Here is a 22,201-nt window from a genome sequence, read left to right as displayed (position 1 = left end):
GTAAAGTGCTATAAATTACTTTTGTAAATTAAGTTATTATTTATCTACAATATTTAAACTTTTTTTAAAATATAATCTTAATTTACTTATAGCTCTATTTTTAGCTTGGTTAACTGCTTGTCTAGAAATGTTGTTAAGTATTGCTATTTCGCTGTCTTTCATCATATACATATACTTTAATATTATTACTTTTCGTTCTATTTCTGTTAGATCTTTTAATAGATCGCATATATCTAAAACGTCTTCATCATTATCAGCATATATTAAATTAATATCGGCTTCTGACTCATAACGACTTACTTTTGATAATTGCTTTGAAAGAGCTATATATCTATTTATAATAGATTTATTTATATAACTAATTATATATTTGTCTTCTGTAAAATTTCCTTTATCTATTCTAATCCTTTGTAAAACCTTAATAAGTGTAAGACTCAATTCTTGTTTTGTATCTTCATATTCAAGTAATCTTGAATATTTATTTATTAAAGGGTCAAACTTATTTAAAATAAATACTACCTCCTCCTCATTTCCATCTTTGCAGCTTTGAATTATTTCACATAAATCCCTCATACAATATTCCTCCCTAATTACCTATTTTCACTTAAACATAGATAATCTTACATATTGTAAAGGCCTCAAAATATTTTTTTGAAAATTAATGGGGATTTTGCACTTTTAATGAATTAAAATATTAATTTCTATTCTTAAAGATACTCAAAAGTACACCCATAAAAGATACAAAAAAAGAGATGTATGTTCTAAAAGTTAACTTTTAGAACATACATCTTTTTTTATTTTACATTGCAATTTTAAAATTTATTTTGAATATATCAAAGTTTCATTTTGAGTTTGATTATCAACTAAATATATCTGCATATTATTTATATCAACATCTTCAGGATTATATAATAGATTTCCAGTACAAAATACAATATGTTTTGAATCCTTATTGTAATCATAATCTTTTAATTCACTTAATTGTTTAACATCATTATTTTGGTAACCTAAGAAGGTTTTAAGGTCGTATGCATTAATATAGTTTCCTGATATTAGCTTTAAACTATATTTATCTCCAATATCATAAGTATCTGAATTCTTTGTATCCTCAACATAAAAATCAATTAAAGAACCAAATTCAAAGTTTCCTAAACTCTCAATTGTAAAATCCTGACCCATACCCCCTTTGTTAGACACGACGAACTCGTGCTATACTAAAAATGAAGGGTGGATGATTTTAGATGAATAAAAGTTATAGTGCTGAATTTAAAATGGAAGCAGTAAAGAGAGTAGAAAAAACAGGAGAACCAATGTCAAAAGTAGCTGCTGATTTAGGTGTTAAGTCTACCACAATGCAGGGATGGGTAAACAAGTATAGGAAATCTCCTAAGGCTCCATTTATAGGTAGTGGACACTTAAGCCCAGAAGATGAAAAATTTCATAAACTTGAAAAAGAAAATAGGGACCTCAAAGAGGAGAATGATATATTAAAAAAAGCGGCAGCCTACTTCGCGAGAAACCTCAAATAAAGAGATTTCTATTTATCAAGGCTAATCGCATGAACTACCATATAGCGAAGCTATGCATGGTCCTATCCGTTTCTAGGAGCAGCTACTATGCATGGGAGAAACGTCCGGAAAGTATGAGATCGAAAGCAAATAGTCTTCTATTAAAAGAAATTAGTGATATCCATGTCAAAAGCAAGAAAGTTTACGGTTCAACAAAAATTACGCGGATATTAAACGCCAAAAGCAAAACTCCTATTAATCATAAAAGAGTGGAACATATCATGAGTGAAAATGGCATAAAATCAAAGGTTTCAAAGAAATTTATAGCAACTACAAATTCTAATCATAAGCTTCCAGTTGCAGAAAATATCCTTAACCGTGACTTTTCTGTGGACAAACCTAATGAGAAAATGGTAAGTGATATCACCTATCTGTGGACAGATGAAGGATGGCTCTATATTGCTGGAATATTGGATTTATGTGGACAAAAAATTGTTGGATTGTCCATGAGTGAACGAATGACAAAGGAGTTAGTTATTAACGCGTTGAATTCAGCATATCTACGTGCTGGGAAGCCTTCAAACGTCATTTTACACTCGGATAGAGGTTCACAGTACTGTTCTTATGATTACCAAGATTTAATTAAAAAGTATGGTTTCACATGTAGCATGTCCCGAAAAGGCAACTGTTGGGATAATGCACCAATGGAATCTTTCTGGGGTAAATTAAAATGTGAATGGCTTTATGGTACCCACTTTAAAACCCGTGAAGAGGCCCGTGCAGCCGTATTTGAATATGTTGAGGTATTTTATAATCGGCAACGAATCCACGCTTCAAATGGATATGTTACACCTGAAGAATATTATAATAAAGCCAATCGAAAAGTTAACGTTGCATAAAATGAAATATTAAGTTATGCTACGAAAATAAGAGATAATACGAGTTTAGAGTGTCTATTTTATTGGGTAAGGGTCAGTGTTACTATATCTCATATGTAATGGTATATGCAATAATTAACCACTTTATTTCTTAGGGAGGATTTTGCCGGAAATATTGGCGAGACCTCTACGAAATTTTTGAATGTAAAAACTTGAAGGAATACGCATCTTTATACTAAATAATACTTTTGTAATTATAGCAAACTGTGGATAAAAGTAGTTTTAATTCAATAGGAATAGATATTCAAGTTAAAAACTTTCATGAAATACTTAAGGATAGTAGTATAAGTCAAGTAAGGTATTAAAAAGATATTCTAATAACAGCTTTTAGAAATATAATTGGAGGTTCGAAATGAAAAAACATAAACTTATATACATTCATTTATTACTAATAATAATAAGCTTTATCTTTATAAATATTACTAAAGAACCATTTCTTAGTGTGAAATATTCAATCTGTATACTTATATTAAATATGTTCACAATGCTATTATGCTTTAAAAAATTTAAAATAGATAAAATTAATTTAAATAAGTATTTTATTTTTTTATGTATATTATTTAGTGTACTTATTTTTAATATAGACTACTTTTTGACGGCTATGATGCAAACTACTCCTGACATGAGTTTAACTATGGAGATATTAATAATTATAATTAATATTCTTTTAGCACCATTTGTATTTATTATTAAAATTATCTATGTTTTAGGTTTTATAAAATATTTAGTTTTAATAATTCCTTCTTTTTTGTTAATTTTATATTTAATAAGTAAACAAATAATCAAGTAGAAAAATTCTACTTGATTATTGTGGTATTGGGCCATTACTTTTTATATAAAATCTACCCAATAAGCATCTTTACCTAACTCGGGATAATAAATTGATCCATTTTCACTATATCCTTTCTCCTTTGAGTCTTCTAAATAACTATTTATTTGTTCATTTGTTTTACCTAAAATACCATCATAAGACGTTTTATTCACGGCCGCTTTTACGCTTCCTAATTTATTTTTAAACCACTCCTTAGCAAAACTAGTACCATCTTTTTCTGTGGCTGTATTATAGGAATAAAAATGTGTAAATATATCATTATTAAATGAACTACTATTTAACTTAGATATATCATTAATTCCTAAAGTAAGAGGATCTATGGAACCCCCTAAGTAGCTTGGTCTATAACGGAATTCAACTGAGTTTATTATTCCATCTATATTTGAACCATCCTTTGTTGTTATATAATATTTTGTTAGCAAATAATTCCCGAAATATTTAGTATACTCTATATCAATTATATAATTACCCACTTCCTTCTTTAACGGAAAGTTTGAGGGCTCAGTTTCAGAAGCTTTTGTACATCCTAAAAAAAAGGTAGTTATTATTACACTTAATAATATTAGTATTATATTGTTTTTCTTTTTAAACATATTAAAATCTTCACTCCTTAAAATTAGCATTCTCCTTATTTTAACATTAACCTTACATAAAAGAAATGAGTAGATGTCTCCTTATTTCTAATACTAAAAAAGAGACTATCTTAAAATAAAGTTTTCAGATAATCTTTTAAAAGTGTTATATTAAAAATGCTGTCTTCGTGTTATTTAACAACAATCATTTATAAAATGTTTACGTTGTGGTAATATATGTTTATTAACAGTCCTTATCTTTTTCCTATGCGGCTTGATCCAAATGATTATGGAGGCGGTATTCTTTTGTTATTTGTAATCTTTTATCAATGCATAAACGTATTAATATCAAGTATAGTTGGCACATATTTAAACAAAGGTAGTTTTAACACTATCCATTACTAATAGGGGGTATTCATATGGACATAAAATATTCTTTTACAAAAAGAGAATATATAAATTCTAAAGTAGAGTATATATTTGGTTCTGAAGATTTTAAAAAACGATTTTTTGTAGGTAGATATATACTTACTATTGTAATATTCGCACCTATTACCTTCTTCTTATTAAAAAAGGGGATTGGCACCTTTCTTATGATGTACATATTAATGGTTATATTTCTGCCAATGTCAGTTAAGGTAGGTCTTCATTATCGAGTTAAAAAGGAATTAAAGCATGAAATAAATGAATTCTTATTATCTATAAATGAAAATTCTATATCAGTTACCACCAATGAATATAAGCTTAATTTATATTGGCCATTATTTAATAAGATTGTTGAATCTAAAAAATATATACATTTATATAATTCAAAGGAGAATATATCAATACCTAAAAAGATATTTAAAAACAAAAATAATAAAACCGATTTTATAAATGAACTAAATAAATATTTAGGAAAATAAAAAACAACCCAAAACCATGAAGATGTATTTCATTTCACCATTTTAAAGATATATAAATAAATTTTATTACTAATGGAGGTGTTTAAATGGAGATAAAATATTCTCTTTTAAGAGAAGAATATATAAATTCTAAGTTAGAATATATTTTAAAATCTAAAGATCTTAAAAAACGCATTTTAGTAGAAAGATATACATTTCCTATTGTAATCTTAGTACCACTTGTTTTCCTTATATTGAAGGAAGGAATCTTTACATTCCTCATATTATATATAGTGTCAACTACATCAGATATGCTATTCACCAAAAAGGCCATTTCTAATCGACTAGAATATCAATTAAATAATGAAGTAAATGAATTCTTATTATCGATAAATGAAGCTGGACTATCAATTACTTCAACTAACTATGATATGATTTTGTATTGGTCATTATTTGATAAGGTAGTTGAATCTAGTAAATATATACATCTATATAATTCAAAAGAAATTATATCAATACCTAAAATAGCCTTTGAAAATGAAGATACTAAAAATGCTTTTATAAATGAATTTAATAAGCATTTAATAAAATGAATTTAAATATTAAGACAAGTTGTAATATAAAATTGTAATTACCTTTTATTTTATATTTTAATAAGTATCTTTATGAGTTCATATACACCGTAATACCATCTATCTCCTTTTTTAATCCATTCACCAGAAGATCCTGGATTGTTCTTTAAAATATTTACTATACCATTGAATGTTTTACCTATATAGTTACCAGTAATCACATCACTATAACTATAGGTTGAAGTTGGGTACTCTATTAGTACTGCTTTAGTGTTTTTTAAAGTAGAAGCCCAACTTGAAAAGAATCCTGAACTATATCCATTATTATGTCCAAATCCAAATTGACTCCCAAAGTATCTTCCAATTTCAGCATTACCTTGAGTAAAGTTGATCCAACCATGAAAATCTAAAACTATCATTTCAGTAGAAGATGAATTTATTTTTTCTAAGTAACTTTTTATAGCTTTAGCCTCTTGAGCACCCAATGAATTTGATCCAGTGTAATTTCTAGAACTATACTGTGGCGTAAAATTATAAGGAAAACATCTATTCATATCAATTCTACTAGTTACAGCACATCTACCTGGTCCATCCTTAGTTCCTCTAACAATAACTCCATCTGGATTCATACATGGAGCAATATATACAGTCCATCCGTGAAGTCCATTATTTTGTGACTTATAATCTCCAAGTCTAGTTATTAATGAGTTTGCTATATCAACTAAAGCAAGTCCATCATTATCCCAGTTATCTTCCCAGCCGTGTAGCGCAAAACCAGCAAATAATACCTTACTACCATTTCCTATTTTATAAACATTTAATGGACGTCCCTTTCCACTAATTCCATACTCTTCTTTAATTGCTTGAGGGTGTGAAATAGGTGGAATTTTAATGTTAGAATCAGTAAATCCAGATACTCCTTCATATTTAACATATCCTTGTCTCACCCCAGCTGATGTTGGATATTGAACTAATGCTAATTGTTTTGTATAACCTACATCTAATACTGTTATTCTATTACCGTTGTCAACTTGCCTACCTGATACCATGTTTTTGTTTGCATCTCTTAAATATAAGAAGTCTCCTTGTAACTTAGCATTATTAGGATAGGTGAATCCTCCTTGTACTATTTCACCTGGATTTACATTTGGATAATATTTCCCCATTTTTAAAACCTCCATTAGTCTTTTATTAAAACTAATCGAATATCTTCATATCAAATGATTCTTAGATTCAGGTAGGGTTCGCTTATGAAAAGTACTCTATCTACCTGAATCTTACAAGAACTTATCCAGACGCATAGGAGTAGTAATCAGATAAATCAAAAAGAGAGAAAAAGCAAAAGCCTTTTCTCTCTTTTTGATTATTATCTTTACTAATGGTTATTTACACATTAAAACTTATTAAAGTTACCATTATAAATTACATAACCTGATTTTGTGTTCTTTCCTTTATTAGTATTGTATACTACATGAAGTCTTCCACCTTTTCTATATAAGGGTGTTGCCTTTTCAAATGGATCTAGTGATCCAAGATATAAGCCATTTTCATCGTATACTGTTTCTTTTGTTGATCCATTAGAGTATTCATCTTTATAATAATATTCAATGCAATTAATTGCATTAGTTACATAACCTCTTTTAACTCCTGAAGCTGTAGGATATTGGGCTAAGACAAGTTGTTTTGCATAGCTTACATCTAAAACTTTTATATTATCCCCTATATCTACTCTTCTACCTGGTATTATATTTCCTATGGAATCTCTTACATAAAGGAAGTCTCTTATAACCTTCGCATTGTTCTTGTAGGAAAAGTTTAGTTCTTTAGATTCTTCTAATTCAGGTTTTGAATTAGATTCTAAATTAGCCTCTGCATTAGTTATTGCTTTAACTATAGCCTCTACAATATCATTCCCACTATACTTGTCCATATCTTGCTTAGAATCTACAAATGAGCATTCTACTAGTACACAAGGCATAGATGTATATCTTGGAACATATAAATTTGCTGTTTTTACACCTCTATTTATATAACCTAATCTAGAAATCTCCGTACAAATGTTGGTTGCAAAGCCCCTTTCTAAATCTTTATTACCGCTTATATAACATTCTACACCTGTTCCACCTCCAGAATTAAAGTGTATACATAGATGAAGCTTTGAACCACTATTATTTGCTTCATTTACCCTAAAGGCTAAAGATTTATTTACACTATCAAATCTTTTACCCCATGGGGTGCAATCCTTAGTTAAATATCCTCTATCTCTAAGCTTATCTTGTATTAAATTCCAAACCTCTTTAGTAAGATCATCTTCTTTCCTATATCCACCACTTCCGGTATCTGGTGGTGAATTATGACCTGCATCACCACTTATTAAAGTACCTCTATCTAAAAACATAAAAAATCTCCTTCCTATTTGAATATATAATCTATTAATCCCTATTAGCTATTTTAAAAAACTATATATACTATATAATATATACATGTGCTACTAAAATTCTCTTAAAAGTTACTATAAACAATAGTAACTTATATTAATAAGGTGAGGAGGTTTCTTTTGTGAATATTTATTTAGAACTATTTTTATGTTTTGCTAAAATTGGCGCCTTTACACTAGGTGGAGGATATGCCATGGTTCCCTTAATTGAAAAAGAGGTGGTGGATAATAAGGGTTGGCTAGACAAACAAGAATTTATAGACTCTTTAGCTTTAGCTCAATCTGCCCCCGGACCTATAGCTGTAAACACTGCTGTATTTGTAGGATATAAAAGTGCAGGGTTTTTGGGAGCTATCTGTACAACTCTTGGAGCAATTTTACCCTCTTTTTTAATAATATTAATTATTGCTCTGTTTTTTAGGGATATAAAAGATAATATATATGTAGAAAAAAGCTTTAAGGCAATAAGGCCTGCAATAGTAGCTTTAATTGCTGCCCCTCTTTATAGAATGGGAAAGAATGCTGGAATAAATAAAAGAAATATAATTATACCTATTTTAGTGGCAGTTCTAATTGCATTTTTTAATATAACTCCAATACTATTCATAGTCTTAGCTGCTATAGGTGGTATAGTTTATGGAAAAGTAAAGGAGGCAAACAAATGAACTTATATCTAAAATTGTTTATCACATTTTTTAAGATAGGACTTTTTAGTTTTGGTGGCGGATATGCTATGCTTCCTTTAATAAAGCAAGAGGTTGTTATAAATAATTCATGGCTTACTTTAAGTGAATTTACAGACATAATTGCAATATCTCAGGTAACTCCTGGTCCTATTGCAATAAACAGCGCTACCTACATAGGTTATACAGCAACCAGCTCACCTTTTGGTTCCTTGCTTGCTACCTTAGGAGTTTCTCTTCCTTCATTTATAATAATGATGATAATATCTATTTTCTTTGTTAAATTTAAAAATAATAAATATGTAGATTACGCTTTCAAAGGTATAAGACCTACGGTAATTGGACTTATAGCTGCAGCTGCATTATTACTTGTAAATAAGAGCATATTTATAGATTTTAAAAGTATTATATTATTTTTAGGAGTATTTATAGCTTCCTTAAAAAAGGTGGATCCTATTTTACTAATAGCTATAGTAGCTATTATAGGAATCATTATTTATTAATATAACCTCCTTATAGTTTTATTATAAGGAGGTTATAATTATTTATAGGTCGTATATTTCAGTATACTTTTTATTTAAGTATTCTATAAAGTATTTAGCTGTAAGTTCTTCTCGTGTTACCATCTTTATAAGATCTGCAGGTTTATAAACGGCTCCATGCTTATGGATATTTTCACTTAACCATTTATGAATATCTTCAAAGTTACCTTTTTCAATTTCTTCATCCATATTTGGAATATCCTTTTTCATTTTATTTAAGAATTGAGCGCCATATATATTTCCAAGGGCATAACTTGGAAAATATCCAAAACTTCCATCAGACCAATGCATATCTTGAAGTACTCCTTCTGCATCACAGCTTGCTTCTACTCCTAAGTATTCTTTATATTTTTCATTCCAAACTCTAGGTAAATCTTCTACTTTAATCTTTCCATTTACAAGGGCCTTTTCAATTTCATATCTTATAATTACATGTAAGCTATAAGTAAGCTCATCTGCTTCTGTTCTTATAAGGGATGGTTCTACTGTATTTAAACCCTTATAAAATTCTTCAAGTGAAACTCCTTCAAATTGTGGGAATCTCTTTTTAGCTTCAGGATAAAAATACTTCCAAAAGGACTTACTTCTTCCTATAATATTTTCATAAAATCTTGATTGAGATTCATGTATACCCATAGACACCCCTGTCCCAAGACCTGTTCCGTTTAATTCATCAGGTATATCTTGCTCATAAATAGCATGTCCACCTTCATGTATTGTACTAAATAACGCACTCCTAAATTCATTTGTTAAGTATTTAGTTGTGATTCTTACATCCTTATTTCCAAAATTTATAGTAAAAGGATGTACGCTTTCATCTATTCTTCCTGCATCAAAATCATAACCTAACTTTTTTACAACAAACTTACTAAATTCTTCTTGAGACTCTTTAGAGAATTCCTTTTTAAAGAAATCATCTCTTGGTTTTACTTTGCTATTGTTTATCTTTTCTAATAGTTCAACTATACCATCTCTAAGCTCACCAAAGATATCATCTAGCTTTTCTACAGTTATACTTGGCTCATAAAAGTCTAATAAAGTGTCATATTTATTCTTATCATATCCCCAATAATTTATAAATTCATCTTTAAAATCTACTACCTTTTGAAGGTATGGTTTGAATATTTCAAAATCTGATTTATCTTTAGCCTCTTCCCAGGCTACCTCAGATTTAGATGCAAGGATTGTATATTCTTTATGTCTATCTGATGGTATCTTTTTAGTCTTTTCATATTCTTTTTTTAAGTTTTCTATCATAGAACTTGAAATATCATCAAGACCTTCTACTCCTTCAAAGTAGTCGATAAACTCTTTTACCTTATCAGAAGTTGAAAGCTTATAAGATTCCCCTGATAGATATCCTATTACTTCTGATCTAGAGTCTATAGCCTTTTTTGGTATTCCAACTCTCATGTCCCAGTAAACTAGTCCAATCACTTGATTTAAGTGTTCTAAATCAAGCATATATTCTCTTACTTCATTCAACTTTTCCCCATATTCTTTGTTCATTTTGTTACCCCCTTTTATTTAAAGTATATTACCTTATAAAAAATATAGTGTAACATTTAAGTTACCTAACATATATTCAATAAGCATTCACCTATTCCTTCTAATCAAATGTTAGAATAGACTCTGTTTCCGTACAGTATTTTGTTATCATACACTTTCCAAGGTTTCTTGGGCATTTAAGGCACATACAATCTAGAGCTCCGCCCTCACAATTATTGTTTAGATACTCAGGACAGACCTTACAATTATTTTCTATCATATTAAAACTCCTCATATTAAAAATATAAAAATTAAAAGTTAAATACTTTCATCTTCATATTGCTTTCTATATCTCTCCATAATTTCATTTAATATATCTGCTGTGGATGGAGGTGTATATGTTATTGCATTTGCTCCTGCTTTGACGGTTTCTAAAATAGTTTGATTTGTTGGCCCACCTGTTGCCATTATAGGGAAGTTTGGATACCTTTCTCTTATATTTCTTACTATCTTTGAAGTATCTTTTCCTCCTGAAACATTTATTATTGTAGCCCCAGATTCTATCCTTGACCTTATGTCTTCATATTCTGAAACTACAGTTACAATTATAGGTATATCTATAGTATCTCTAATCTTACTTATAACCTCATTTGGAGTAGGACTATTAACAACTATACCCATAGCTCCTTTGAATTCTGCATCTAAAGCTAAATTGACTACCTTTTTACCTGTGGTTATACCACCACCAACTCCACAAAATACTGGAACATCTGCTGCTAATAATAATGCCTGTGTTATTACTGGTTGTGGAGTAAAGGGATATACTGCAATTACTGCATCAGCGTTGGTATTTCTTATAACTGCAACATCTGTACTAAATAAAAAAGACTTCAGCCTTTTGCCAAATATCTTAATACCTGTAGCTTCCCTTATAACAGTAGGTAACTCAATCATATGATTTCTTAACTGACCTTTAATTTCAGGAACTTGTTTTTCCATGATGATTCCTCCCATACTAAAATTTATATTATATGAAAACATAAACATATATAAATCTAAATTTATTTATATTAATTTATGGTAGTTTGTATATATACTATATTATATATTGTGGACAAACTTATTTAAAGTACTTTTATTAGCTATACATTATATAATATACCACTTTCTTTATTTTAGGTTAATTTTTAATTAACTATTATAATATATTTAATTAAAAATAAATATTGCTTAACGTAACCATTATAAATTATACTGTAACTAGTTATTTAATAACTTATTTTTTAGGAGGACTTATGAAAAATGAAATTTATAAATCTTACATTATATCAATAATTATATTTAGTTCTTTTATAATTTTTGGATTTATTGTAGATACGCCCTCGAACATATTTCATGGTATATTAACTATAGTAATGAATTCTGATATATTAATAACCGATTACTTAGCTCTAGGTGGTGTTGGCGCATCTTTTGTTAACGCAGGACTTTTAACCCTTATGTGTATATTCATTTTAATTAAAACGGGTATAAAGCCTAATGGATCTACTATAATGGCTATTTGGCTTATGGCTGGCTTTGGTTTCTTTGGTAAAAACATAGCTAACATATGGCCTATAATATTTGGTGTATGGCTATACTCTAAATACCAAAAGGAGCCTTTTCTAAACTATACTCTAATAGCTCTTTTAGGAACTACACTAGCACCAACTGTGGGTCAATTAACCTTTTCAGGTTATCTTCCACCAGCCTTAGGTATAATTGTAGGAATTATTATAACTACATTTATAGGATTTATATTACCTCCACTTGCTTCCCATTGTATAAAGGTACATCAAGGTTATAATTTATATAATGTGGGCTTTGCAGCAGGTATCCTTGCAACCATACTTATGTCAATCTTTAGAGCCTTTGGCATAAACTTTGAAAGTAGGTTTATCTGGTACGAGGGTATAAATCCATACATACTTACATTTCTTATAATTATATTTTCTTTTATGATTATAATTGGCTTTATCTTAAACGGAAAAAGCTTCAAAAACGTATTAGAAATCACCAAATTTCCTGGAAGATTAGTAACAGACTTTTATTTGTTATTTGAATATGCTGCATTTATAAACATGGGAATTTTAGGTCTTATATTTACCTTATATGTAGTAATCATAGGTGGTGACTTAAATGGGCCAGTTATTGCCGGTATATTTACGATTTCAGGATTTGGTGCCTTTGGGAAACATATTAAAAATACTGCTCCTGTAGTATTAGGCGCTATTCTTGCAAGCTTATTAAACATATGGGATTTAAATTCTCCACAAATGATCTTGTCCACATTATTTTCAACAACACTGGCTCCTATCGCTGGTCAATTTGGTATCCTTTATGGTATGCTAGCAGGATTTTTGCATGTTTGTACTGTAATGAATACAGGATATCTTCATGGAGGTTTAAACTTATACAATAATGGTTTAGCTGGTGGCATTGTTGCTTTAGTGCTTGTACCTATAATAAACGCTTTTAGAAAGGAGCCTACGAAATGAAACATTTAATGTATAGAAACACTAAGATTGTGAATGAACTGATGAATTATTGTTATAAGCATGGTTCACAAAACATTAATATAAATGTTATTACAAAGAATCAATGTACTGAATTTCATATTAAAGCCTTTGATATAAGCTTAAGTGAAAAAGATGTATTCTTACTTGAAAAGCTACTATCAGCTAAACGGTCCCATGAGTTAGAAGAGCATTACTGGATACTAGCTGGCGACAATGATACAGATCCTGAGCTTACACTTATAGGTATAATGACAGATACCTCAAGTGTTAAATATTCAAAAAATAATATTCTAGAAATCTATCTTGAAAGACTTGGATAAAACTAAATACCTTATCTCTAAAAATAACTACCTCTTAAATAATTAAAATTATTTTAAGGGTAGTTAAATTGTTTTAGTCATCTATTCTATAATTTATTTTAACTTAAATATCACTATTCTAAGAAGGTTTATAATCCATATGTTGGATAACCTTTTTAACGATTCTCTTACCTATCTCATCTTCAGGCATCTCACATATAGCATCTTCGATTTTAGTCCAATCTAACCATTCTACCTCATCAGATTTTTCTATTTCTCCTGACTCATACTTAGCCATGAAGGTAAGCATTATTATTTCATTTGATTCTAAGTAATCACTACCTAGATATTTAACTTCTCCAACGTTTATTCCTGTTTCTTCTTTAACTTCTCTTCTTACAGTTTCCTCTACTGTTTCTCCATTTGTAACATACCCTGATACTAAAACTTTTGAATTTTTAAATATGTAACTTTGTTTTAATAAAAGTATTTTGTCATCTCTTATAACTGCTGCTATAATACAGGGAGTTGGAGTATCAAAAAACATTTTATCATCTTCTTTACAATAAGGAACTGATCCTTCATCCCAACTACTCCTTTCTTCTAACTTAGAACCACAAATAGGACAAAACTTATATATCATTTAAAAATCCCCCTTAGAATTAAAATTTACAGTAATATTTCTATTTTATTATTAAGAGTTATAAAGTTCTCTCCCAATAAACAATCATACGCCATTATATCTACTCCTTTTGACTTTGCAAGTGTTAATGAATCTGCAAAAAGTTTATCCATTTTATCATTAGGTTTAAATACTTTAACATTCTCCATTTGAATTAAAAAGAGCACGCCTGCTCCCTTTCCTGTTTTTTTTACTTCAATTAGTTCTAATAAGTGTTTAGTTCCTCTTTCTGTAGGCGCATCAGGAAACTTGGTTATACCAAACTCTTCTAATGTAACTCCTTTTACCTCTAAAAAGTATTCTGCGTGAGATACCTCATCCATAAGTTTAAAGTCAAATCTACTGTTACCAAAGGTCTTTTCTCTTTTAATATATGTATAATTTGAAAGTTCTTTTACTCTACCATTTTTTAAAGCTTCTTCTACAACCTTATTTGGTATTTGTGAATCTATGTTAATAAGTTTATCTCCCTTATAAGCAGCTATAAGATCATATAGGGTCTTTCTTGAAGGATTAAGTTCTTCTCTTAATATAACCTCAGTTCCAGGTATAAGTATTTCTTTGCATCTACCCGTATTAGGTACGTGAACCATAAGCTCTTCTCTCTCTAATTCCACATAAGCTTGAAATCTATTTGGCCTTCTTATAAATCTTGCTGTTTTTATATTTTTCTCTATAATCATATCATACTCCTTAATATTTCATCAAAATCAAAGGTTATCCACCGTTTATGCAATATTTATATGAAACTTGTCCAAACTATGCACATTATCCACAGGTTTTGTCCACAGAGTTGTTAGCATATTAAATACCATGTTTTGAGTACTATATAGTTATTCCTATATTTTAGTAAAGAATTCATAGCATTTTACCTTTCACATAATTGTCTAAAATCTTATAAATTCATTTATATTTTATGGCGAAAATTTTAAAATTCTAAAATCTATATGTGGTATATAATTTGTTTTTCATTTACTATATATGTACATTTAATTATTAATTAATTTTACTTATATAGTTATATTATATAGATGTATCTTTATATTTACAAATCTAAAATTCTTAACCTTCACCATATATCTACAAAATGTATTAAGTTATGCACATTGTCCACAGTATTAATCCACAGTTTTTCATATTCTTGTGGGTTATTTCATTTATAATATCAATTTTTGCATTTAACTGTGGATTAATGTCGAAATATCAAATATAATTTACTACTAGTTAAGTTTACATTTATGGTATATTAAAACAAAAAAGCTACCTATTAAAGGTAGCTTTTTTTATTTCTGTTAGTATTTAATCTATATTAATATAGATTAAATTTAATGGTGACTCCTAGGGGAATCGAACCCCTGATACCACCGTGAAAGGGTGGTGTCTTGACCGCTTGACCAAGGAGCCAAAAAAAATAATCCGGCGACGACTTACTCTCCCACAAGGCCTCCCTTGTAGTACCATCAGCGCTTTAGTGCTTAACCATCCTGTTCGGAATGGGAAGGGGTGTTACCACTAAGCCATAATCACCAGATCTTTTTTGTTTGAAAGAACTTGTTCTTTCAAAACTGCATATGGTTTAAAATATTTGGTCAAGCCCTCGACCTATTAGTATCAGTCAGCTTAATACATTACTGCACTTACACCTCTGACCTATCAACCTCGTGTTCTTCAAGGGGTCTTACTAGCTTACGCTATGGGAAATCTAATCTTGAGGTGGGCTTCACGCTTAGATGCTTTCAGCGTTTATCCCGTCCCGACATAGCTACCCAGCAATGCCACTGGCGTGACAACTGGTACACCAGAGGTCAGTCCATCCCGGTCCTCTCGTACTAGGGACAGCTCCTCTCAAATTTCCTACGCCCGCGACGGATAGGGACCGAACTGTCTCACGACGTTCTGAACCCAGCTCGCGTGCCGCTTTAATGGGCGAACAGCCCAACCCTTGGGACCTACTTCAGCCCCAGGATGCGACGAGCCGACATCGAGGTGCCAAACCTCCCCGTCGATGTGGACTCTTGGGGGAGATCAGCCTGTTATCCCCGAGGTAGCTTTTATCCGTTGAGCGATGGCCCTCCCACGAGGTACCACCGGATCACTAAGCCCGACTTTCGTCCCTGCTCCACTTGTAGGTGTCGCAGTCAGGCTCCCTTCTGCCTTTGCACTCTTCGAACGATTTCCGACCGTTCTGAGGGAACCTTTGGGCGCCTCCGTTACTTTTTAGGAGGCGACCGCCCCAGTCAAACTGCCCACCTAACAATGTCCGGCACCCAGTTTCATGGGTATCCGTTAGAACCTCAGTACTGTCAGGGTGGTATCCCAAGGATGACTCCACTGAAGCTGACGCCCCAGTTTCTCAGTCTCCCACCTATCCTGTACAGACAATACCGAAATTCAATGCTAAGCTACAGTAAAGCTCTACGGGGTCTTTCCGTCCAATCGCGGGTAGCCAGCATCTTCACTGGCACTACAATTTCGCCGGATTTGCAGTTGAGACAGTGCCCAAGTCATTACGCCATTCGTGCGGGTCAGAACTTACCTGACAAGGAATTTCGCTACCTTAGGACCGTTATAGTTACGGCCGCCGTTTACTGGGGCTTAAGTTCATGCCTTCGCTTGCGCTAAGCATTCCCCTTAACCTTCCAGCACCGGGCAGGCGTCAGCCCCTATACTTCAGCTTTCGCTTTAGCAGAGACCTGTGTTTTTGCTAAACAGTTGCTTGGGCCTATTCTCTGCGGCCTACTTGCGTAGGCACCCCTTCTCCCGAAGTTACGGGGTCAATTTGCCGAGTTCCTTAACTGCAATTCTTCCGATGGTCTTAGGATTCTCTCCTCATCTACCTGTGTCGGTTTGCGGTACGGGCACTATTTTGCTCCCTAGAGGCTTTTCTTGGCAGCGTGGAATCAGATACTTCGGTCATAATGACCTTCCCCATCACACCTCAGAATTGTCTGAACGGATTTTCCTATCCAGACTCCCTAAGTGCTTAGACTAGCATCCAATAGCTAGCACATCTTATCCTCCTGCGTCACCCCATTGGTAATAACGCTACATAGTGGTATCGGAATATCAACCGATTGTCCATCGCCTACGCCTTTCGGCCTCGGCTTAGGTCCCGACTAACCCTGGGCGGACGAACCTTCCCCAGGAAACCTTAGATTTTCGACCACTAGGATTCTCACCTAGTTCTCGCTACTTATGCCAACATTCTCACTCCTGTACCGTCCACCGCTCCTTTCGGTACGACTTCAGCCAGTACAGGACGCTCCTCTACCGCGTACATAAATGTACACCCATAGCTTCGGTGATAGATTTTAGCCCCGAACATCTTCGGCGCGGGATCTCTCGACTAGTGAGCTATTACGCACTCTTTTAATGAGTGGCTGCTTCTAAGCCAACATCCTAGTTGTCTTTGAAATCCCACATCCTTTTCCACTTAATCTATACTTTGGGACCTTAGCTGATGGTCTGGGCTGTTTCCCTTTTGACTACGGGCCTTATCACTCGCAGTCTGACTGCCGGACTAATAGTATGTGGCATTCGGAGTTTGATAGAGTTTGGTAACCTATACGGCCCCTAGCCCATTCAGTGCTCTACCTCCACTACTCATATCCGACGCTAGCCCTAAAGCTATTTCGAGGAGAACCAGCTATCTCCGGGTTCGATTGGAATTTCTCCGCTATCCACAGCTCATCCCATGGTTTTTCAACACCAATTTGGTTCGGTCCTCCACAGAATTTTACTTCTGCTTCAACCTGGCCATGGATAGGTCACCCGGTTTCGGGTCTACGACATGCAACTATTTGCCCTATTAAGACTCGGTTTCCCTTCGGCTCCGTACCTTAAGTACTTAACCTCGCTACATATCGTAACTCGTTGGCTCGTTCTACAAAAAGCACGTCATCACACACATAAGGTGCTTTGACCGGTTGTAGGCACACGGTTTCAGGTTCTATTTCACTCCCCTTCCGGGGTTCTTTTCACCTTTCCCTCACGGTACTTCTTCACTATCGGTCATCAAGTAGTATTTAGCCTTGGGAGGTGGTCCTCCCTGCTTCCCACAAGGTTTCACGTGTCTCGTGGTACTCTGGATCAGATCTTTGGTTTTATTCTTTCGCCTACGTGGCTATTACACGCTGTGGCTCAACTTTCCAGTTGTATTCGGCTAAAATAACCACCATTTTAATGATCTGTCCGCAACCCCAGAAATAAATTTCTGGTTTGGGCTCTTTCCCTTTCGCTCGCCGCTACTTAGGAAATCGAATTTCTTTCTCTTCCTCCAGGTACTTAGATGTTTCAGTTCCCTGGGTGTACCCTTATATACCTATTTATTCAGTATACAATACATGGGGTTTACCCATGTGAGTTTCCTCATTCGGAAATCTTCGGTTCACAGCCTATTTGCGGCTACCCGAAGCTTATCGCAGCTTATCGCGTCCTTCGTCGGCTCTTGATGCCAAGGCATTCGCCATGTGCCCTTTGTAGCTTGACCTTCGTTCGTTATAATCGTCGCACTACTTCGTCAGCTGCCTCAGTCTGGTGCTCATTTACCATAGGTAAACTCCGCTCCTCCTTCGTTGCTTCCTCGTATTGCTAGATTCTAACTTCACTCAGAGAGTTTTTTAAAGTTTAATCATATTAAAATACAATTAAAACATAATAAATAATCAATGAGTTATCATTTCAATCTTACAAAAGATTTTTCTTTTTAAAGTTTTACTTTGCTTTTAAACCATATGCAGTTTTCAAAGAACATGGCCAGACATCCAAAATCTACGATTTTGAGATGGTCGGCTACTTCTCATGTAATGAGAAGCTCATTTTCGCTTTCATCTCCGTTAGGAGATGTTTCATTAAATCTTAAACTAAGACTTAATTCATGAAAGATACTTGATCTTTCAAAATTGAACAGAAAGATAAATTCCAGCTAGTACTAAGAGTTATAGACGAGCTATAATCTTAATACAGTTCTCCATAGAAAGGAGGTGATCCAGCCGCAGGTTCTCCTACGGCTACCTTGTTACGACTTCACCCCAATCGCTGACCCTACCTTCGGCCGCTGCCTCGCTTACGCGTTAGCGCACGGACTTCGGGTATTGCCAACTCTCATGGTGTGACGGGCGGTGTGTACAAGGCCCGGGAACGTATTCACCGCGACATTCTGATTCGCGATTACTAGCAACTCCGGCTTCATGTAGGCGAGTTTCAGCCTACAATCCGAACTGGGACGAGTTTTTTGAGTTTTGCTCCACCTCGCGGTATTGCGTCTCGTTGTACTCGCCATTGTAGCACGTGTGTAGCCCTAGACATAAGGGGCATGATGATTTGACGTCATCCCCACCTTCCTCCTGGTTAACCCAGGCAGTCTCGCTAGAGTGCTCAACTAAATGGTAGCAACTAACAATAAGGGTTGCGCTCGTTGCGGGACTTAACCCAACATCTCACGACACGAGCTGACGACAACCATGCACCACCTGTCTTCCTGCCCCGAAGGGCTTCCCTAATTACAGGTAATTCAGGAGATGTCAAGTCTAGGTAAGGTTCTTCGCGTTGCTTCGAATTAAACCACATGCTCCGCTGCTTGTGCGGGCCCCCGTCAATTCCTTTGAGTTTTAATCTTGCGATCGTACTCCCCAGGCGGGATACTTAGTGTGTTAACGACGGCACGGAGGATTGGTATCCCCCACACCTAGTATCCATCGTTTACGGCGTGGACTACCAGGGTATCTAATCCTGTTTGCTCCCCACGCTTTCGAGCCTCAGCGTCAGTTATGGTCCAGAAAGTCGCCTTCGCCACTGGTGTTCTTCCTAATCTCTACGCATTTCACCGCTACACTAGGAATTCCACTTTCCTCTCCCACACTCTAGATACCCAGTTTGGAATGCAGCACCCGGGTTGAGCCCGGGTATTTCACATCCCACTTAAGTATCCGCCTACGCTCCCTTTACGCCCAGTAAATCCGGACAACGCTTGCCACCTACGTATTACCGCGGCTGCTGGCACGTAGTTAGCCGTGGCTTCCTCCTCGGGTACCGTCATTATCGTCCCCGAAGACAGAGCTTTACGACCCGAAGGCCTTCATCACTCACGCGGCGTTGCTGCATCAGGCTTTCGCCCATTGTGCAATATTCCCCACTGCTGCCTCCCGTAGGAGTCTGGGCCGTGTCTCAGTCCCAATGTGGCCGATCACCCTCTCAGGTCGGCTACGCATCGTGGCCTTGGTGAGCCGTTACCTCACCAACTAGCTAATGCGCCGCGGGTCCATCTCATAGCGGATTACTCCTTTAATAACTTTATCATGCGATAATGCTATGTTATGGGGTATTAATCTTCCTTTCGGAAGGCTATCCCCCTCTATGAGGCAGGTTACCCACGTGTTACTCACCCGTCCGCCGCTAAGTTATTCCCGAAGGAATAACTTCGCTCGACTTGCATGTGTTAAGCACGCCGCCAGCGTTCGTCCTGAGCCAGGATCAAACTCTCAATTTAAAAGTATATTCCAAATCTTAGATTTGGTATAAGACTTTCTGAGTGAGTTTCAAATGAAACTCTCAGTTTAATCTACTCAATTACATAATTCAAAAGAATTGCTGGTCTTTATATATCTTTTCTGTTCAATTTTCAAAGATCAATGTGCTTCTTTAATGAAGCAACTATATTAGTATATCATTTTTTTTGGAAGTTGTCAACAAGTTTTTTCATTCTTGTTTTGAACTTTTGAAACTTTATTCCTTGCAATAAGTGTTTGTTTTTCTCTGCCTCTAAGGAACTTTTATAGAATAACATCTATGCTAACATTGTATATCCTTCATATTGCCTTTTATACTAAGTTAACTCCTCTATAATCACCATATCTAATTCTTTCTTCATCATGTCTATATGGATACACTAGGTATAGTTTTCTTTTATATTAATACAAATATTCCGTAAAACACTACTATATAGGTTGTACACATAAGCTGTAAACTACTCTCTAGCTAAAATGAAAATAGAATATCTTCCACTTTATTGAAAGATATATCTAATTATTACTATCTCTAATACTTAACATATGGATTTTAATCTTAAATAAAAGATTTCTTCATCTAGTTTTATCTCTAATTTTCTAGCTTGGAATAGTAAGTATTCATATTTAGCCTTTATAGCTTGCTCTGAATATATGGCTACTTCTATTAATTTAGTATCATTAGCATTTTCGAACATACATCTTGCAGTTTCTAGCTCGTTTATAGTTTCCTCTAAGGCTTCAATTATTTCTATTTGTTCTTTAGTATATATTCTTTTATTAATCTTCATAAATACACCCCTTTAATAAACATAACTACTTACATTCATTATTGACATAAATAATATTTTTATAACAACCTTTACTTAATTATTAACCTTTATTTTGTTTTGTTAAAATACTAAGAAATATAAAGTTAATTTCATATCTTAAATTTCTGTTTATTATAGATTGTAATTTATATGTAAAACTATTAAAAGAAATTAGGAGTAATTCATGAATATCGTCCATAAATTACTCCTAATCTTTAAAGCCTTTATTTTTAAAATATACAAACCACTTGATATCTTATATCTCTCTTCTACCTTCTAACGCTTTAGACAATGTAACTTCATCTGCATAATCTAAATCTCCACCTACTGGTATTCCATGAGCTATTCTTGTTACCTTAACTTCTAAAGGTTTCAATATTTTAGATATATACATAGCTGTAGCTTCACCCTCTATGTTAGGATTTGTAGCTACAATAACTTCTTTTACTTCTCCATTCATTCTAGTAATTAAAGATTTTAAGTTTATATCATTTGGCCCTCTTCCTGCCATAGGTGATATGTTGCCATGTAACACATGATATAAGCCATTAAATTCTCTTACCTTTTCTAAAGACATTATATCCTTAGGTTGTTCTACTACACATACTATGCTTTTATCTCTATTTGGATTTCTGCAAATAGCACAAGGGTCAGTATCTGTATAATTACCGCAAACCTTGCAATATTTTATAGTTCCTCTTGCCTTAACTAAGGCTTCTGCAAATGCTTCTACCTCTTCTTTTGGAAGATTTAAAATGTGCAGGGTAAGCCTTTGAGCTGTCTTATATCCAACACTAGGTAGCTTTGCAAATTCTTCTATAAGTTTTTCTATGGATACTGGATAAGATTCCATTTTATATTCACATCCTTATTTACCTTTATATAATGCTA

The 22,201-nt window shown here is 33.5% G+C and carries 19 protein-coding genes, 1 tRNA gene and 3 rRNA genes; 7 read left to right on the top strand and 16 right to left on the bottom strand.

Annotated features, from left to right (window positions below):
* Positions 1-36 precede the first annotated feature (36 nt).
* Both BV55_RS0105810 and BV55_RS0105805 read right to left on the bottom strand, forming a co-directional pair.
* Positions 37-573 carry an RNA polymerase sigma factor gene (locus BV55_RS0105810; RefSeq protein ID WP_029451870.1) on the bottom strand — a complete coding sequence of 179 codons (537 nt, stop codon included), beginning with the start codon at positions 571-573 and terminating at the stop codon, positions 37-39.
* A gap of 246 nt (positions 574-819) precedes the next feature.
* On the bottom strand, positions 820-1,179 hold the full coding sequence (locus BV55_RS0105805) for a hypothetical protein (RefSeq protein WP_029451869.1): 360 nt from the start codon (positions 1,177-1,179) through the stop codon (positions 820-822).
* A gap of 62 nt (positions 1,180-1,241) precedes the next feature.
* Between BV55_RS0105805 and BV55_RS0105795 the strand changes: the two genes are divergently transcribed.
* Positions 1,242-2,407, top strand: a protein-coding gene (locus tag BV55_RS0105795; RefSeq protein WP_423752101.1) for an IS3 family transposase whose coding sequence is annotated in 2 segments (ribosomal slippage) — positions 1,242-1,500 and positions 1,500-2,407 — 1,167 coding nt in all. Because the reading frame shifts where the segments join, the coding sequence is not laid out codon by codon here.
* 870 nt (positions 2,408-3,277) lie between these two features.
* Here the strand turns inward: BV55_RS0105795 and BV55_RS0105785 are convergent.
* A complete protein-coding gene (locus BV55_RS0105785; protein ID WP_198023195.1) occupies positions 3,278-3,871 on the bottom strand; it encodes a hypothetical protein in 594 nt (197 codons plus the stop codon).
* A gap of 398 nt (positions 3,872-4,269) precedes the next feature.
* On the opposite strand from BV55_RS0105785, the gene BV55_RS0105780 reads away from it, so the two are divergent.
* Together BV55_RS0105780 and BV55_RS0105775 are read left to right on the top strand one after the other, a co-directional pair.
* The gene (locus tag BV55_RS0105780) at positions 4,270-4,755 is read left to right on the top strand and encodes a YcxB family protein (RefSeq protein WP_029451866.1); all 486 of its coding nucleotides are present in this window, start codon (positions 4,270-4,272) and stop codon (positions 4,753-4,755) included.
* A gap of 86 nt (positions 4,756-4,841) precedes the next feature.
* Entirely contained in the window at positions 4,842-5,327 is a 486-nt protein-coding gene (locus BV55_RS0105775) for a YcxB family protein (RefSeq protein ID WP_029451865.1), read from the top strand.
* A 50-nt stretch (positions 5,328-5,377) separates the two neighbouring features.
* Here the strand turns inward: BV55_RS0105775 and BV55_RS15080 are convergent, their stop codons facing one another.
* Together BV55_RS15080 and BV55_RS15075 are read right to left on the bottom strand one after the other, a co-directional pair.
* Complete coding sequence (locus tag BV55_RS15080) at positions 5,378-6,472, bottom strand: M14 family zinc carboxypeptidase (RefSeq protein ID WP_051652413.1); 1,095 nt, start codon at positions 6,470-6,472, stop codon at positions 5,378-5,380.
* A 227-nt stretch (positions 6,473-6,699) separates the two neighbouring features.
* Complete coding sequence (locus tag BV55_RS15075; protein WP_051652412.1) at positions 6,700-7,704, bottom strand: N-acetylmuramoyl-L-alanine amidase; 1,005 nt, start codon at positions 7,702-7,704, stop codon at positions 6,700-6,702.
* 161 nt (positions 7,705-7,865) lie between these two features.
* Here BV55_RS15075 and BV55_RS0105755 point away from each other — a divergent pair, with 161 nt between their 5' ends.
* Together BV55_RS0105755 and BV55_RS0105750 are read left to right on the top strand one after the other, a co-directional pair.
* Positions 7,866-8,408, top strand: a complete 543-nt coding sequence (locus tag BV55_RS0105755) for a chromate transporter (RefSeq protein WP_029451863.1) — start codon at positions 7,866-7,868, stop codon at positions 8,406-8,408.
* Positions 8,405-8,929, top strand: coding sequence for a chromate transporter (locus tag BV55_RS0105750; RefSeq protein ID WP_029451862.1), 525 nt, complete (start codon positions 8,405-8,407; stop codon positions 8,927-8,929). The genes BV55_RS0105755 and BV55_RS0105750 overlap by 4 nt, the downstream gene beginning before the upstream one ends.
* Before the next feature lie 42 nt (positions 8,930-8,971).
* Here the strand turns inward: BV55_RS0105750 and BV55_RS0105745 are convergent, their stop codons facing one another.
* From BV55_RS0105745 to BV55_RS0105735, 3 genes are all read right to left on the bottom strand, one after another.
* Complete coding sequence (locus BV55_RS0105745) at positions 8,972-10,477, bottom strand: carboxypeptidase M32 (RefSeq protein ID WP_029451861.1); 1,506 nt, start codon at positions 10,475-10,477, stop codon at positions 8,972-8,974.
* 100 nt (positions 10,478-10,577) lie between these two features.
* Complete coding sequence (locus BV55_RS15660) at positions 10,578-10,736, bottom strand: hypothetical protein (protein WP_029451860.1); 159 nt, start codon at positions 10,734-10,736, stop codon at positions 10,578-10,580.
* A 38-nt stretch (positions 10,737-10,774) separates the two neighbouring features.
* Positions 10,775-11,455, bottom strand: a complete 681-nt coding sequence (locus tag BV55_RS0105735; protein ID WP_035794282.1) for a beta/alpha barrel domain-containing protein — start codon at positions 11,453-11,455, stop codon at positions 10,775-10,777.
* Positions 11,456-11,751: 296 nt separating this feature from the next.
* On the opposite strand from BV55_RS0105735, the gene BV55_RS0105730 reads away from it, so the two are divergent.
* Both BV55_RS0105730 and BV55_RS0105725 read left to right on the top strand, forming a co-directional pair.
* Entirely contained in the window at positions 11,752-12,993 is a 1,242-nt protein-coding gene (locus tag BV55_RS0105730; protein ID WP_029451858.1) for a DUF1576 domain-containing protein, read from the top strand.
* Positions 12,990-13,334 carry a hypothetical protein gene (locus BV55_RS0105725; RefSeq protein WP_029451857.1) on the top strand — a complete coding sequence of 115 codons (345 nt, stop codon included), beginning with the start codon at positions 12,990-12,992 and terminating at the stop codon, positions 13,332-13,334. The genes BV55_RS0105730 and BV55_RS0105725 overlap by 4 nt, the downstream gene beginning before the upstream one ends.
* A gap of 118 nt (positions 13,335-13,452) precedes the next feature.
* Here the strand turns inward: BV55_RS0105725 and BV55_RS0105720 are convergent, their stop codons facing one another.
* The 8 genes from BV55_RS0105720 to recR all read right to left on the bottom strand — a co-directional run bounded on the left by BV55_RS0105720 (position 13,453) and on the right by recR (position 22,163).
* Entirely contained in the window at positions 13,453-13,956 is a 504-nt protein-coding gene (locus tag BV55_RS0105720; protein WP_029451856.1) for an NAD(+) diphosphatase, read from the bottom strand.
* 26 nt (positions 13,957-13,982) lie between these two features.
* Complete coding sequence (sfsA, locus tag BV55_RS0105715; RefSeq protein ID WP_029451855.1) at positions 13,983-14,678, bottom strand: DNA/RNA nuclease SfsA; 696 nt, start codon at positions 14,676-14,678, stop codon at positions 13,983-13,985.
* A 646-nt stretch (positions 14,679-15,324) separates the two neighbouring features.
* Positions 15,325-15,399 (bottom strand) — tRNA-Glu (locus tag BV55_RS0105710).
* Positions 15,400-15,409: 10 nt separating this feature from the next.
* A 5S ribosomal RNA gene (gene rrf / locus BV55_RS0105705) occupies positions 15,410-15,526 on the bottom strand.
* Between the two features lie 54 nt (positions 15,527-15,580).
* Positions 15,581-18,484: ribosomal RNA gene (locus tag BV55_RS0105700) — 23S ribosomal RNA — on the bottom strand.
* A gap of 486 nt (positions 18,485-18,970) precedes the next feature.
* Positions 18,971-20,482 (bottom strand): 16S ribosomal RNA (locus tag BV55_RS0105695).
* The 16S, 23S and 5S rRNA genes sit together here with 1 tRNA gene alongside, the layout of an rRNA operon.
* Positions 20,483-21,037: 555 nt before the next feature.
* Positions 21,038-21,289, bottom strand: coding sequence for a DUF2508 family protein (locus BV55_RS0105690; RefSeq protein WP_029451854.1), 252 nt, complete (start codon positions 21,287-21,289; stop codon positions 21,038-21,040).
* A 277-nt stretch (positions 21,290-21,566) separates the two neighbouring features.
* Positions 21,567-22,163: a recombination mediator RecR gene (gene recR, locus BV55_RS0105680; RefSeq protein ID WP_029451853.1), complete on the bottom strand. Its 597-nt coding sequence runs from the start codon at positions 22,161-22,163 to the stop codon at positions 21,567-21,569.
* Positions 22,164-22,201 lie beyond the last annotated feature (38 nt).

It is taken from the genome of Clostridium algidicarnis (assembly GCF_000703125.1).
GTDB classification, from domain to species: domain Bacteria; phylum Bacillota; class Clostridia; order Clostridiales; family Clostridiaceae; genus Clostridium_L; species Clostridium_L algidicarnis.
The sequence above is the reverse complement of the archived record's forward strand: the minus strand, read 5'-3'. Positions and strand labels throughout refer to the sequence as shown.

Bases quoted from the DNA above. Each gene is read 5' to 3' on its own strand.
- BV55_RS15660 (WP_029451860.1), bottom strand. From the start codon at position 10,736: ATGATAGAAAATAATTGTAAGGTCTGTCCTGAGTATCTAAACAATAAT.
- sfsA (WP_029451855.1), bottom strand. From the start codon at position 14,678: ATGATTATAGAGAAAAATATAAAAACAGCAAGATTTATAAGAAGGCCA.
- BV55_RS0105785 (WP_198023195.1), bottom strand. From the start codon at position 3,871: ATGTTTAAAAAGAAAAACAATATAATACTAATATTATTAAGTGTAATA.
- BV55_RS0105730 (WP_029451858.1), top strand. From the start codon at position 11,752: ATGAAAAATGAAATTTATAAATCTTACATTATATCAATAATTATATTT.
- BV55_RS0105750 (WP_029451862.1), top strand. From the start codon at position 8,405: ATGAACTTATATCTAAAATTGTTTATCACATTTTTTAAGATAGGACTT.
- BV55_RS0105810 (WP_029451870.1), bottom strand. From the start codon at position 573: ATGAGGGATTTATGTGAAATAATTCAAAGCTGCAAAGATGGAAATGAG.
- BV55_RS15075 (WP_051652412.1), bottom strand. From the start codon at position 7,704: ATGTTTTTAGATAGAGGTACTTTAATAAGTGGTGATGCAGGTCATAAT.
- BV55_RS0105690 (WP_029451854.1), bottom strand. From the start codon at position 21,289: ATGAAGATTAATAAAAGAATATATACTAAAGAACAAATAGAAATAATT.
- recR (WP_029451853.1), bottom strand. From the start codon at position 22,163: ATGGAATCTTATCCAGTATCCATAGAAAAACTTATAGAAGAATTTGCA.
- BV55_RS0105745 (WP_029451861.1), bottom strand. From the start codon at position 10,477: ATGAACAAAGAATATGGGGAAAAGTTGAATGAAGTAAGAGAATATATG.
- BV55_RS0105805 (WP_029451869.1), bottom strand. From the start codon at position 1,179: ATGGGTCAGGATTTTACAATTGAGAGTTTAGGAAACTTTGAATTTGGT.
- BV55_RS15080 (WP_051652413.1), bottom strand. From the start codon at position 6,472: ATGGGGAAATATTATCCAAATGTAAATCCAGGTGAAATAGTACAAGGA.
- BV55_RS0105775 (WP_029451865.1), top strand. From the start codon at position 4,842: ATGGAGATAAAATATTCTCTTTTAAGAGAAGAATATATAAATTCTAAG.
- BV55_RS0105735 (WP_035794282.1), bottom strand. From the start codon at position 11,455: ATGGAAAAACAAGTTCCTGAAATTAAAGGTCAGTTAAGAAATCATATG.
- BV55_RS0105725 (WP_029451857.1), top strand. From the start codon at position 12,990: ATGAAACATTTAATGTATAGAAACACTAAGATTGTGAATGAACTGATG.
- BV55_RS0105720 (WP_029451856.1), bottom strand. From the start codon at position 13,956: ATGATATATAAGTTTTGTCCTATTTGTGGTTCTAAGTTAGAAGAAAGG.
- BV55_RS0105780 (WP_029451866.1), top strand. From the start codon at position 4,270: ATGGACATAAAATATTCTTTTACAAAAAGAGAATATATAAATTCTAAA.